The following is a 12920-nucleotide window of genomic DNA, read 5'->3' on the forward strand; positions in this document are numbered from 1 at the left end:
CTTATATATTTGAGAAGGTCATGAAATATAAAAATTTATTGGCGGGGATTGTCATTGCGACCACATTAACGGGGTGTACTACGGTTGCAGATTTGATGGGAGCTGATTCAGCGACATTAAATCTGAGTGCAGCACAAAGCTATAATCAGATGCTGACAGAGGCCAAGCAGAAACAGATTCTGGATATGACTTCTGCCACCTATAAAAAAGTAAATCGGGTTTTCCTGAAAATGAAGCCGTATGCGGATCAACTGAATCAGACTGGGCAGAAGTTTGACTGGCAAGTGGCTGTGATCAAATCTAACGAGATTAATGCCTATGTCGCACCAGGTGGCAAGGTGGTGTTCTATACGGGTATTGTCGACACACTAAAACTTACAGACGATGAAGTTGCTGCCATCATGGGACATGAAATGGTGCACGCGCTTGAGGAACATTCTAAAAATAAGGTAGGAGCGCAAGCACTTACCGATTTGGCAGTAAGTATCGGTAGCAAGTATGTCGGGCAGTCCGCTGGTGGTTATGGTGGGCTACTGCTGGATATGGGTGCTCAATTTGGTGTGGGCTTGCCATTCTCACGTAATCTGGAAAGCCGTGCCGATAAAGGCGGGCTCATGCTAATGGCACGAGCGGGCTATAACCCGAATGCAGCGATTACGTTGTGGCAAAAAATGAATGCGCAAGACAGCCGTGGCAATAGCGTCCTGAATAAATTTACATCTACGCATCCAACAAATGATGACCGAATTGCAGTCTTGCAACAGCTGATGCCTGAAGCGATGACGGTATATAAAGCTAAGAAATAATTTGGAAATTCAGGACTAAAGTCTTAACAGCAAGTGCTGTGCAGTGGCATGGCGCTTGTTAGAATAAAACAAAATAAAATATGAGTATGCAGGATGCATAAAAATATCTCGGGAACGATGTTCTATTCCTTGTTATTCGCGATGGGCGGCGCACCGACAATTGCGATGCTGATTATCCGTGCCCAAACTCAGGATCCTGACATTATTTACGGTGCATTTATTGGCTTGAGTGTGATCATTGCCTGTGTATTGGTACCGGTCATCTTGTTACAGAATGCTTTTCTATTTTTTAAGCGTAAAAGTGAAATTTTAGAAGAAAAAATTAAACCTTTGTGTTATTTATATTTAGGTTTAAATATTGTCTGTCTGATTTATTGGCTTACGATACAGTATTGGGGTTAAAATTACATAAAATATAACAAGATGAAGTAATTGTACATTTAGTTGCTCCGGCCTTTAACTTATAATTTTTTACAATGTAAATTAACCTTTTGCTTATGGTGGAGTCACTATAATGAAAAATAAATTCTTGTTAGGTATGGGTGCAGCCGCAGCCATTACTTTGTCTGGTTGTACAACTATTGCCGATATTGCAGGTGCAGATACTGCGACTTTAAATGCTTCAGCCAGCCAAAGCTACAATGCCATGGTGGCAGACGCTAAAGCGAAAGGCCAGCTGGATACCAGTTCAGCGACATATAGTCGTATTAATGCTGTTTTTAACCGTTTAAAACCTTATGCCAACCAGCTGAACCAGACGGGTACTGCATTCCAATGGCAGTTAGCCGTACTAAAATCTGATCAGGTCAACGCTTTTGTCGCACCTGGTGGTAAAGTGGTGTTCTATACCGGTATCGTGAATAAGTTGAATCTGACCGATGCTGAGATCGCAGCCATTATGGGTCATGAAATGATCCATGCCCTGGAAGAGCACGCGAAACAGAAACTTGGTGCACAAGCCCTGACTGATCTGGCATTGGGTATTGGTTTAAATGCAGCGGGCGTAGGACAAGGTGGTGCTGCAGTAGCACAATTGGGTAGCCAGATTGGTATCGGCTTGCCTTACTCACGTAACCTAGAAAGCCGTGCTGATCAGGGCGGTTTAACTCTCATGGCGCGTGCTGGCTATAACCCGAATGCAGCGATTACTCTTTGGGAAAAAATGAACAAGCTTGAAGGTGGTAGCACTGGCGCGACTTTCCTGTCTACTCACCCATCGAACAGTCAGCGTATCGCAGCAATGCGTCAAAATCTGCCAGCAGCAATGCAGATCTATAACAAACGTTAATGATTGCGTAATTTGAGTGATTCGCGATTTTAATGATGAAAAGCAGGGCAGTAGTCCTGCTTTTTTATATTTAAAATCTTAAGGCAATAAAAAAGGCAAAGTTTTCACTTTGCCTTTTTGTGCTAAAGACTGGGAAGTCTTAGTGGTGGTGACCACCTGCACCGTGTACGTGACCGTGATCAAGTTCTTCTTGAGAAGGTTCACGGATAGACACGATTTCAACTTCGAAAGTTAAATCTTGACCAGCAAGCGGGAAGTTAGCATCAACAACTACGTTGTCACCTTCAACTGCTTTAACAGTTACGATTTGAACGCCGTCATCAGTTTGTGCTTGGAACTGCATGCCTGCCTGGATGTTGTCTACGCCTTGGAACATTTGTTTAGGCACTTCTTGCACTAGCTCTGGGTTATATTCGCCATAGCCTTCAGCAGCAGGAACATTTACAGTGAATTTTTCACCAACAGTTTTGCCTTCTAAAGCTTTTTCTAAACCAGGGATGATGTTACCTGCACCGTGCAAATAGGCAAGTGGTTCACCTTGAGATTTGTCGAGAGTTTCACCCTCTGCGTTAGTCAATGTGTAGTGGAAAGAAACCACGAGGTTATTTGCAATAGCAGTCATATTAATTGATCCATTCAATTTTTTAAGGGTACATCATAAAGTGAAATTGTATTTTTGTAGACTAAAAATAGCAAAAAAATGCAATTTGACATGTTTAATGACGATTTTTTCATATATGAGGACAATATTTACAATTTCAATGCAATTTCAGCTTGGGTGCAATTTTTCGTGTAACAAAGTCTTTGGCAGTTAACAGACCAGCATGGGTATAGCCATGAATGGTGGCCTGATGAATCCGGTACAGGGATACATACATGGATTTCGCGACAAAGCCTTGAACATTGACCTGACCCAATAATTCACCGACAGCGCTGTTTTGACTTAAAGACACTAATGAACCTTTGTCAGAAAACTTGAACATCGGTAAATAGCTTTCGCCATTAATGCGTGCTTTTAAGGCTCGGACCAGAAAAGCGGCCTGCTGGCTGGCGACCTGTGCACGGGGGCCTAAAACCGGTTGATCTGCTTCAGGCTGACAGTGAGCACAATCACCAAAAACGAAAATATCCGGGTCTGACAAAGTTTGCAGAGTTGCATAAACTTTTAGGCGATTAATGTTGTCTTTTTCCAGCTCTTTAAGTTTTGCCAGAACTTCTGGTGCTTTAATTCCAGCAGCCCAGACTTTAATTTCTGCTTCGAGGCTTGAACCATCTGCAAAATAAATCTGGTCTTCATCGACTTTAGCGACCCTATGACTGGTTAATACCTCAATACCTAGACGATTGAGCTGCTCCATGGTGTGTTCAGCCATTTTCTCAGACAGTGCAGGTAAGATCCGGTCAGCGGCTTCAATCAAAGTGATTTTGACTTTATTTGGATCAATCTTGTTCAGACCATATTTAAAAAAGTTTTGTTTGGCGATCACCAGCTCGGCAGCCAGTTCTACACCAGTTGCACCGGCTCCAATAATGGCAATTTTAAGCTCACGGGAAGAGGTTTGATTTTGAGCATTGAGATAAAGATGTAGCAGATCCTGCTGAAAGACATCGGCCTGCTGGCGGCTGTCGAGAAAATGACAGTATTGGGCAACACCTTCCGTATTAAAATCATTGGAAGTGGAACCTAATGCCAGCACCAGCGTGTCATAGCTGATGTGTTTCTTCTGTTTAGGCTGAGCTTTTTTAGAAAAGTAATCTGTTTCCAGAATAATTTCTTTAGCTTTACGGTCAAGATCAACAAATGTTCCCAGCACAAAGTGATAATGATGAGCTGCAGCATGACTAAAATAATTGGTTTCTTCTGCATGCGGATTAAGCGTACCTGCAGCAATTTCATGCAATAAGGGTTTCCAGATATGTGTCAGTTTCTGATCTACCAACGTGATATGCGCTTGGCCACTTTTGCCTAAGGTTTCGCCCAGTTGAGTAGCCAGCTCCAATCCACCTGCGCCACCACCTACAATTACGATTCGATGTGCTGTCATATATTATTAACCTATTTATTTTTCTAATAAAAATAAGAGAAATTTAGACCAAATATACTATGGCATGGGCAGCAGGCCGTCTTGATTAGAATTGTTATACAAATTACAAAACGTAGCAATTATGGCAGAAGAGGTAAAATCGACGAGAGAAGAGAAGAAATCTATGGTGGGAGTTAGAAGGCAAATGAGAGGCCTTCTAACTGTATTCAGTGTTTATTTCTGGATTGGATAGAGTTTGGCACTTGGTGCACTTTCTGCAAAGATGCTAAAGAAGCTGGATAACCAGCTCAGAAATTTCTGGAAGAAACTGGCTTCTTCAAGTTCCACCATATCTTCAATCTGGATGGTACGAATAAGCTGATTATTCTGATAGACATGAATCGTCGCTAATGGCATCACTTTGGCCATAGGTGCAATCAACTCAGAAGCAGTCATTTCTACATTGATATGAGTTTGGGTTTCATGGAGCGGTTCAATGCTTTGCATTACACCATCACCTGTATTCAACATTACCCGTTGATGGTTTTGATCGAACTGGTTCAGATCAATGGCATAATTCTGATCATATAAAGAGGTGGTAATAATCTGCGGCTGCTTGGTCTCTACCTTAAACATTTTCAAAGTCGATTTGATCACCGGTAATTCAGCGAGTAGCTGTTTGTCTTTAATGGCGACTTCATTACGGGTATAGGTATACGCCAGATTCATTAACTTATGCGACACTTCAGCGCGTTTGGCAGCACTTTTGGTACCTAGAACTACCACGATCAAACGACGGTGAGGTAGTTCCATGTCATAAGTCGGACGATTGGCAGTGAGCGCCAGGTTATAGCCGGCTGCACGAGTAAAGCCAGTTTTTAAACCATCGACGCTTGAGTCCACTTGCAACACACGGTTAGTGGCACGGTGGAAATGGTTGTTATAGCTAAAACTTGGCTGCTTGGAATAATACAGATAGTCCGGAGTCTGATTGACTACAGCTGCCGACAAACGCGCCAGATCCGCTGCAGTAGAATAGTGCTCAGGCATGGTAATACCGGCCGGATTCTGGAAATGGGTATGGGTCATGCCCAACGATTTTGCTTCCCGATTCATTCGCTCGACAAAGCTTGGAATATCACCTGAAATTTTTTCTGCCAATGTCACAGCAGCGTCATTCGCCGACATGATAATCAGACCTGCCAGAAGCTGATCAATCGAAATCTGCTCACCTTCTTTCAGGTACATTTGTGACTCATCCCACATCACTGTTTTCACAATCGGTGTTGCAGTTAATACTTCACTTTTATCTAATTTACCCGCCTGAATTTCTTTCAATGCAATATAAGCGACCATCATTTTGGTGAGGGAAGCTGGAGCACGTTGAACGTCGGCATTGTGTTCGGCAATGACCTGGCCTGACTGTGAATCAAGAATGGTCCATGCTTCTGCTTCAACGCTTTCAGGCAAAATATTCAGAAGGGCAGCATATGAAATTGCAGGCACAAACAGGCTGAGAACTGCAAGCAGTGAGATGATGTATTTCAAAGGTGTTCCTTAATAACCAACCGGTCGATGAACGATTTAATTTTCACGCATGCTATGCCTTTTTTTTAAGGATAGCTAGTCAGAAATGTAGACAAATGCGACAGCTAAGCAATACTGGCCTAAAAAATGCTAAGCTAAGCTATAACTCATTTATTTGTATTTTATATCGCCCATTATGTTGCATTATCAAATCGAATTTGACGATTATCGTCAGCACCTTATTCACGTAACTCTTCGCTTTTTAGCAGACCCAACGCAAGTCCTTTCTTTACCGACCTGGATTCCGGGCAGTTACCTGATTCGCGAATTCTCCAAACATATTGAAGCGGTCAAGGCTTATGATGAGGACGGACGCCAGCTACAAATCCAGAAGTTTGAAAAGAATAAATGGCGTTTATTCAATACGGATCATGAACTGATTACGGTGGAATATGATGTCTATGCGTATGACCTGTCTGTTCGTGGTGCATATGTGGATCAAAACCGTCTTTATGTGAACCCGGCTTGTGCATGTTTAGGGCTGGAAGGTCAGGAACATAAAGAAATTGAAGTAGAAGTATTCCTGCCGGATGAACTGAAACATTTCCAGCTTGCGACGGGCATGCAGGCCAAAAGTCTGGTGAAAGGTCGTTATACCTTAAAAGCTAAAAACTATGCTGAACTGATTGATGCGCCGTTTGAACTGGCAGAGCAGACCCGTTTCAGCTTTGAAGCCAATGGCATTCCGCATGAGTTTGTGGTGTCAGGCAAGCATGCGATGAATGAACAGCGTATGAAGCAGGACATTGAGAAAATCTGTGCGACAGAAATTTCCATGTTCGGTTCTGCGCCATTCAGTGATTATACCTTTATGACCATGGCCACCGGGAACAGCTATGGCGGTCTGGAACATCCAAACTCAACCAGTCTGATTACACCGCGTGATGACTTTCCTAAAGCAGATGAGCCTGAAGAGCCATCGAAAGATTATCAGCGTTTCCTTGGCCTATGTAGTCATGAGTATTTCCATTCATGGTTAGTGAAATTTATTCGTCCAGAAAACTTCGTGAATTATGACCTGAACAAAGAAGGCTATACTTCTTTGCTTTGGATCTTTGAAGGGTTTACGTCGTATTATGACGACCTGATTCTGCTACGTAGTGGCGTGATCAATCAGGAATCTTATATTGCATTGCTTAAAGCGCAGATTGATCGTTATCTTCAAAACCCGGGACGTTTTATTCAGTCGGTGTCTGAGTCTAGCTTTGATGCCTGGGTGAAATTCTATCGTCAGGATGAAAACTCAAACAATGCCGGTACCAGCTACTATAATAAAGGCTGTTTAGTCGCATTGTCTCTTGATCTGGGTCTACGTCTGCGTGGCTCGAGTCTGGACGCTTTAATGCGTAAGCTATATGAAAATACGCAAAATGGCATTCAGGTCAATGAACGGACTATCTTTGAGTTATGTCAGGAATTAACGGGTGATAACTGGTTAGAACAGATTAATCATTTGATCAATACCACAGATGAATTGCCTTTAGATCAGTTACTACCTGAATTTGGCGTGAGCTATACACTGAAAAATGACAAGTCATTACCATTTGGTTTGAAACTTGCAGATAAGCCTGAAGGTGTGCTGGTTCAGTCTGCACGTCGTGATGGAGCAGGGGTGAAAGCGGGCCTTTCAGCGAATGATGTAATTGTGGCGATTGATGGCCTTAAAGCAACGACGAAACTTGTCGAGAAATATGCGAAACAGGAAGGTACGTATACTGTCCATGCATTCCGTCGTGATGAGCTGATGACTTTTGAAGTTCAAAATGGTGGTTCTGAACTGACTGAAGTTGAGTTAAAAGTTGAAGATCAAGCTAAAGCCGAGAAATGGTTGAAAGCTTAATCAGAATGTTGCTATTAAAAAAACCGCTGTTAAGACAGCGGTTTTTTTATTGGGTTTTTTAGATGATTTATTTAATGATCAGTCGTGAGGTTCCACGGAATTCAGCCACGATTTGATCTTCCTGATTCAGGATCTGAATATCGTAAATCCCACTGCGACCGCTACTGGCTTTATGTTCAGCTATGGCGGTAAGGGTATCACCGAGCAGTGCCGGTTTCAGATAATGAATACCACAATGTTGGCCGACTGCTGGATGTTCGCCGGTATTGCAGGCAATGGCAAATGCAGCATCAGCTAATGCAAAAATCACAGCGCCGTTACAGGTCTGATGCCCCTGTAAATGTTGTTCAGACACTTTAAGTTCAATCTTCGCATGATTGTGGTTATAAGAAATTAGATGCGCACCGAGATACTGAATTAACCGGTCCTGATTAAACATCTGGTTCACTTGCTGATCCATTGCAAAACTCCTTTTTTAGATACACTTTGTTTTAAAAATATTAATTATGTGAATCATAAATAACATTCCAGGAGATAAATAACAAGCGAAAGCCAGATGAATGATGCAATGCAGCTGTTTTACGCTTCAAAATAAAGCGCCATGAAAATGATGCTTTTAGGGATTAAGAATTAGTTGCCACGATAGGTTGAATAACCATAAGAGCTCAGTAATAACGGAATATGATAGTGCTCCAAAGCACCGTCAATCGTAAATACCACAGGTACTTCAGGGAAGAAGGTGCGTTGATTATTGGCCTTAAACCAGTCACCGGTTTTGAAGGTCACTTTATAGATGCCTTTCTGTAAAGCTGTATCTTTAGGATAAAACTCTTTGATACGGCCATTGGTATCTGTTTTTAACTCATTCAGTTTTACCCACTTGTCACCCTGCTGAGCTTCCAAAATCACCGCGACATTGGCGGAAGGCAGACCAGTTTCCTGATTCAGCACATGCACACTTAAGGGATTCTGTGCAAAAGAAAAGCTTGCTGTCGCCGCTAGAAGAGCACCAAAAATAATTTTTTTCATAGGTCTGTTCCTATTCAATAGATAGATAAAATTAAAGTTGTTTTAAAGTATGTTGAATGCCTTGTGCGGCACATTGATGATCCTGTTCAGAGCCACCAGAGCCTGCAACGCCAACAGCGCCAATGAGCTGGTTTTTATAAACCACAGGTACCCCGCCGCCCAATAATAATAACAATTCATCCAGGGTATTTAAATTTTGTGCATCCGGGTTCTTTTGTGCATGACGCATGAAATCCAATGTACTGGTCTTAGTCGAGTATGCAGTAAAGGCTTTACGCTGTGATGCAGTTAAATTGTGAATTCCGACAGATTCATGCCGTTGGCTGGCCAGAACATTACCGCCTTGATCCAGTACTGTGACTGCAGCGGGTTTGCTGGCTTTCTGACAAGCTTGCATGACATTCTCAGCAAGTTGGTTTGCTGTGCTCAAGTCCATAATATAGGCCGTTTTTAATTCAGCATGGCTTAAGCTAACCATTGCTAAACTCGCTAGATATAAAAATATTTTTCTCTGATTTAATCTACTTCTCATGATAATGTTCAGTCATATAGAAATTGAGAAGATCATAATCAAAGAATGGAAGCTCATGGATGACAATCAGATTACCAATTTGTAATCTTTGCGCTGTATGAAATTGATTAAACTCAGCCCATGCATATTTTAATTGTAGAAGATGAAGCCAAAATTGCCGGATTCTTGGCCACAGGCTTAAATGAATCCGGCTACCAGACTACACAGGTGGGTAATGGCCTGCATGCCTTATCAGTGCTGGAACAGCAACCGATTGATCTGGTATTGCTGGATGTGATGCTGCCCGACCTGGACGGCTGGCAAGTCCTCAAAACCTTGCGTACTTTCTCTAAAGTCCCCGTACTCATGCTGACTGCCAAAGATCATGTGCTTGACCGGGTCAAAGGGTTGGAACTGGGTGCAGATGACTACTTAACCAAGCCTTTCTCTTATATCGAACTTTTGGCCCGAATTAAAAGCCTACTGCGCCGTGTACCAAAAGTTGAACATGAAATGTATCAGGTGGCCAATTTAGAGCTGAATCGTTTAACCCGGGAAGTATTTCGAGACCAGCAAAAAATTGAGCTTACCCAAAAGGAGTTTGCGCTTTTACAGTTGCTGATGGAACACCAGTCCGAAGTTTTAACCCGGACACAAATTGCTTCACTGGTCTGGAATATTAATTTTAATACCGACACCAATGTCGTTGATGTTGCTGTACGCCGATTACGTTCTAAAATTGATGATCATTTCAGTCCAAAACTTATTCATACTGTACGTGGTATGGGTTATAAACTGGATGTGCACGCATGAAAATGCATTTAGGCACACGTCTCGGCATCGCTTTTGGCCTTATTTCCTGTATCGTTTTTTTAAGTATCGGCGGGTTGTCCTATCACAATATGCAGCAGATGGTGCAACAACAGCAGGATGAAGCTTTGGCCTTGCGGATTTCCAGAATAGAAATATTTCTGGCTGATCAGCAAAGCTTTCAGGTGCTGATCGAGCATCCGGAGCTTTATGAGAATATGCTTGGACAGGAAGATAACTTACTGATTCTTAAAAATGCTCAGAATACCTTGATTGACATTAATCCTTTAAATATCGCTATTCCTCTATTGGATTATCACACCAAGCTGAATTATCAAAATAATAAGATTGAACAACCCACGACCCGTTTGGCATTTAAGCAAGTGGACTTTAATGGACAGTCTTATCAACTGATTACCGGTAAGCAGCTCGCAGCAGGGCAACAGGTTTTAAAACATTACCTGATAAAATTAGTGATCTACACTCTGCTTGGTATTATTTTATCTACTTTGTTAGCCTGGCTGATGGGACACTATCTACTGCGATCCATGCGCCAATTAATTTACGCCACTCAGCAAATTAATGTGCAGCAGCTGGATCAGCGTATCGAGTTGCCATCCCGAACTATTGAGGTGCAGCAACTAACCGAGGCCATGAATGCCATGCTGGACCGAATACAGCAAGGCTATGAACAGTTGGCCCGATTTTCTGAAGATATTTCCCATGAATTACGAACGCCCCTGAATAACTTGATGGGGCAAACCCAGATTGCCTTGTCGAAGTCACGCAGTCGCGATGAATTAGAAAATTTGCTGTATTCCCATCTGGAAGAGTATGAACGTCTAACTCAGATGATTGAAAACATGCTATTTATCGCCCGAGTTGAACATGGCCACTATCAGATAGAAAAACAGACACTAGAACTTAGCCAGATCATAGAAGATTTGCTGGCATATTTTGAGTTTCTGGCAGAAGAAAAAAATATATCTATTTATACGGATATTCCGGCTCAACTGAATATAGCTGCGCATCCGGAACATCTGCAACGTGCGCTTGCCAATTTACTCAGCAACGCAGTGCAGTATGGAAAGGAAAATGGCGAGATCAGAATCACGGCGATGACTACAGAAAATAGCTGTCGGATTGATGTGCTGACAGCAGGTGTACAGATCCCCGAGCAGCATTTAGCCCATCTGTTTGAACGCTTTTATCAAGTTGATAGCAGCCGGCATCAAAAAGCCCAAACGGGTGGTTTGGGCTTGGCGATTGTGCAGTCCATTATGCAGTTGCATCAGGGGGAAGTTCAGGTGAATAACCATTCTCAAGGGGTGGTCTTTAGTTTGATCTTCCCGATCTAAGCAGTGGCTTAACGTGTACGACGGCCACGACTCTTGGTATTTGGACGGGTGGTACCATTGGTCTTGCGACGTGGTTTTTCACCTTCTTCCATTTGCCAGATACGCGGTGTGCCGGTTTTTTTCTTGGTGCCGTCTTTCGTTACTTTCTTGTTAATTGGTTTACCACCGGTACCACCCGGTTTTTTCACATAAGAGCGCGAGCGGTAAGGTTCTTGAGCAGGCACATCTTTAAAGTCTGGATAAAGTAGGGGTTCAATTTCTTTAGTTTCACCTGGCTGTAAACCTAATTGAACCAGATCAATTGAACCGATTTTGGTACGGATCAAACGTAAGGTAGGAAAACCAACGGCTGCAGTCATACGACGTACCTGACGGTTACGGCCTTCACAGATTGAAATTTCGACCCATGAAGTTGGAACAGAAGCACGGAAACGTACAGGAGGATTGCGCTCCCATAACCATTCCGGTTCAATGACTTTAATTGCTTTGGCTGGCAGCGTAATACCGTCATTCAGTTCAACACCCTTACGAAGCTGTTCTAGAGCTTCTTCGGTTATATCCCCATCGACCTGAACCAGATAAGTTTTGAATTTTTTGCTGGCTGGATTGGTAATATATTGGTTTAAACCGCCATGATCGGTCAGGAACATCAAACCTTCAGAATCCATGTCCAGACGACCGGCAATACGCAGATCCGGATCGTCTACGAAATCCGCCATAGTCTGATGTTTTTCATCTGGACGAAATTGGGAGAGGACGTCATAAGGCTTGTTAAGAATGACAATTTTCACTTTAACCTACTAAAATATATAAAATAATTCTGGTGTGGCAGTCATGTTGCCCATTGTGATACTCCTTTACTTATAAGTAGGAGATAAGGGAAGACATAAAAGAGTCCACTAAGTGGAAGCTATCATAGCAGATTCTGATTTATCTTCCTTGAATTTATGTTTTGTATCTAATCTGATTGCGACCATGCCGCTTTAAAATGATGTACTTTTTGTATTCAAATATGATCTTCCGTTTAAGAATGTTAATCCTCAATGATCTTCATTTTCTACTGAACTTGTCGAGTCAGTTAAGGGAAGATCAGACAATTCAAGGCTAAGCAAAAAATTGACAATGATTTTTATAGAGCTGAAATGGTCTTAACGGATTTACATACCATACAAAAGCTTTCCAAACTGGCTTAGACCACTACAAAGCAAGCTGATATTTTAATTTCACAGTTTCTAATATTTTTAATTTTGAGGTGAACAATGAAATTGTTGACTTTAATTAGTATGGGTATTGCAGCGAGTTATTGTTATAAAAGCATCAAACATAACAAGCAAAATCTTTCAAATCTAAGTTTTGATGAAGTGATAAATCAACACATTTTACGAGATTTTATAGCCTGAGCATTATTCATATTTACCGTTAGCTTAAGCTAATTATAAATAGAGAATCTCAACATATCCTGTTGGGATTTTTTATTTTTATCATTTAAATATTTTTAGATAAGATGAGTAAGAAAATTTATATCAAAATGAAAGTTACATGGCAGAGTAAAACTTGAAGTGCGACATAAACCACCTAATTAATTTAAAGGGTTTATGGAGTATATAAAATTGTCATACCATCATCTTAACTTTGAAGATCGTACTGCATTAATGCTTGAGTCAAGA

Annotated in this window: 14 protein-coding genes; 7 read left to right on the plus strand and 7 right to left on the minus strand. The window is 41.8% G+C overall.

Features of this window, described 5'->3' with window-relative positions; all coding sequences use genetic code 11:
* Positions 1 to 20 precede the first annotated feature (20 nt).
* From FTV12_RS13410 to FTV12_RS13420, 3 genes are all read left to right on the plus strand, one after another.
* Positions 21 to 806 (plus strand): M48 family metallopeptidase, encoded by a 786-nt coding sequence (locus tag FTV12_RS13410; protein WP_180034208.1) that lies wholly within the window; start codon positions 21 to 23, stop codon positions 804 to 806.
* A gap of 93 nt (positions 807 to 899) precedes the next feature.
* On the plus strand, positions 900 to 1208 hold the full coding sequence (locus FTV12_RS13415; RefSeq protein ID WP_180034209.1) for a hypothetical protein: 309 nt from the start codon (positions 900 to 902) through the stop codon (positions 1206 to 1208).
* Between the two features lie 112 nt (positions 1209 to 1320).
* Positions 1321 to 2094 (plus strand): M48 family metallopeptidase, encoded by a 774-nt coding sequence (locus tag FTV12_RS13420; RefSeq protein ID WP_180034210.1) that lies wholly within the window; start codon positions 1321 to 1323, stop codon positions 2092 to 2094.
* 139 nt (positions 2095 to 2233) lie between these two features.
* Here the strand turns inward: FTV12_RS13420 and slyD are convergent, their stop codons facing one another.
* From slyD to FTV12_RS13435, 3 genes are all read right to left on the minus strand, one after another.
* The gene (slyD, locus tag FTV12_RS13425) at positions 2234 to 2716 is read right to left on the minus strand and encodes a peptidylprolyl isomerase (protein WP_004784172.1); all 483 of its coding nucleotides are present in this window, start codon (positions 2714 to 2716) and stop codon (positions 2234 to 2236) included.
* Positions 2717 to 2852: 136 nt separating this feature from the next.
* Positions 2853 to 4139, minus strand: coding sequence for an NAD(P)/FAD-dependent oxidoreductase (locus FTV12_RS13430; RefSeq protein ID WP_180034211.1), 1287 nt, complete (start codon positions 4137 to 4139; stop codon positions 2853 to 2855).
* 213 nt (positions 4140 to 4352) lie between these two features.
* Complete coding sequence (locus tag FTV12_RS13435) at positions 4353 to 5666, minus strand: D-alanyl-D-alanine carboxypeptidase PBP6B (RefSeq protein WP_180034212.1); 1314 nt, start codon at positions 5664 to 5666, stop codon at positions 4353 to 4355.
* 175 nt (positions 5667 to 5841) lie between these two features.
* Between FTV12_RS13435 and FTV12_RS13440 the strand changes: the two genes are divergently transcribed.
* Positions 5842 to 7545: a M61 family metallopeptidase gene (locus FTV12_RS13440; RefSeq protein WP_179993218.1), complete on the plus strand. Its 1704-nt coding sequence runs from the start codon at positions 5842 to 5844 to the stop codon at positions 7543 to 7545.
* 67 nt (positions 7546 to 7612) lie between these two features.
* Here FTV12_RS13440 and paaI read toward each other — a convergent pair whose 3' ends face one another.
* The 3 genes from paaI to FTV12_RS13455 form a co-directional block, all read right to left on the minus strand.
* Entirely contained in the window at positions 7613 to 8005 is a 393-nt protein-coding gene (gene paaI, locus FTV12_RS13445) for a hydroxyphenylacetyl-CoA thioesterase PaaI (RefSeq protein WP_180034213.1), read from the minus strand.
* Positions 8006 to 8175: 170 nt separating this feature from the next.
* Positions 8176 to 8574 (minus strand): hydroxyisourate hydrolase, encoded by a 399-nt coding sequence (uraH, locus tag FTV12_RS13450; RefSeq protein ID WP_179993219.1) that lies wholly within the window; start codon positions 8572 to 8574, stop codon positions 8176 to 8178.
* A 31-nt stretch (positions 8575 to 8605) separates the two neighbouring features.
* The gene (locus FTV12_RS13455) at positions 8606 to 9052 is read right to left on the minus strand and encodes a heme-binding protein (protein WP_257220893.1); all 447 of its coding nucleotides are present in this window, start codon (positions 9050 to 9052) and stop codon (positions 8606 to 8608) included.
* A gap of 174 nt (positions 9053 to 9226) precedes the next feature.
* Here FTV12_RS13455 and FTV12_RS13460 point away from each other — a divergent pair, with 174 nt between their 5' ends.
* Both FTV12_RS13460 and FTV12_RS13465 read left to right on the plus strand, forming a co-directional pair.
* On the plus strand, positions 9227 to 9898 hold the full coding sequence (locus tag FTV12_RS13460) for a heavy metal response regulator transcription factor (protein ID WP_179993221.1): 672 nt from the start codon (positions 9227 to 9229) through the stop codon (positions 9896 to 9898).
* Positions 9895 to 11253, plus strand: coding sequence for a heavy metal sensor histidine kinase (locus FTV12_RS13465; RefSeq protein WP_179993222.1), 1359 nt, complete (start codon positions 9895 to 9897; stop codon positions 11251 to 11253). The genes FTV12_RS13460 and FTV12_RS13465 overlap by 4 nt, the downstream gene beginning before the upstream one ends.
* Positions 11254 to 11261: 8 nt before the next feature.
* Here FTV12_RS13465 and FTV12_RS13470 read toward each other — a convergent pair whose 3' ends face one another.
* Complete coding sequence (locus FTV12_RS13470) at positions 11262 to 12044, minus strand: rRNA large subunit pseudouridine synthase E (RefSeq protein ID WP_180004080.1); 783 nt, start codon at positions 12042 to 12044, stop codon at positions 11262 to 11264.
* 468 nt (positions 12045 to 12512) lie between these two features.
* Here FTV12_RS13470 and FTV12_RS16675 point away from each other — a divergent pair, with 468 nt between their 5' ends.
* The gene (locus FTV12_RS16675) at positions 12513 to 12653 is read left to right on the plus strand and encodes a hypothetical protein (protein ID WP_373683635.1); all 141 of its coding nucleotides are present in this window, start codon (positions 12513 to 12515) and stop codon (positions 12651 to 12653) included.
* The last annotated feature ends 267 nt before the right edge of the window (positions 12654 to 12920 follow it).

Origin of the sequence: Acinetobacter sp. YH12233 (assembly GCF_013417725.1) — a bacterium.
Classification (GTDB): domain Bacteria; phylum Pseudomonadota; class Gammaproteobacteria; order Pseudomonadales; family Moraxellaceae; genus Acinetobacter.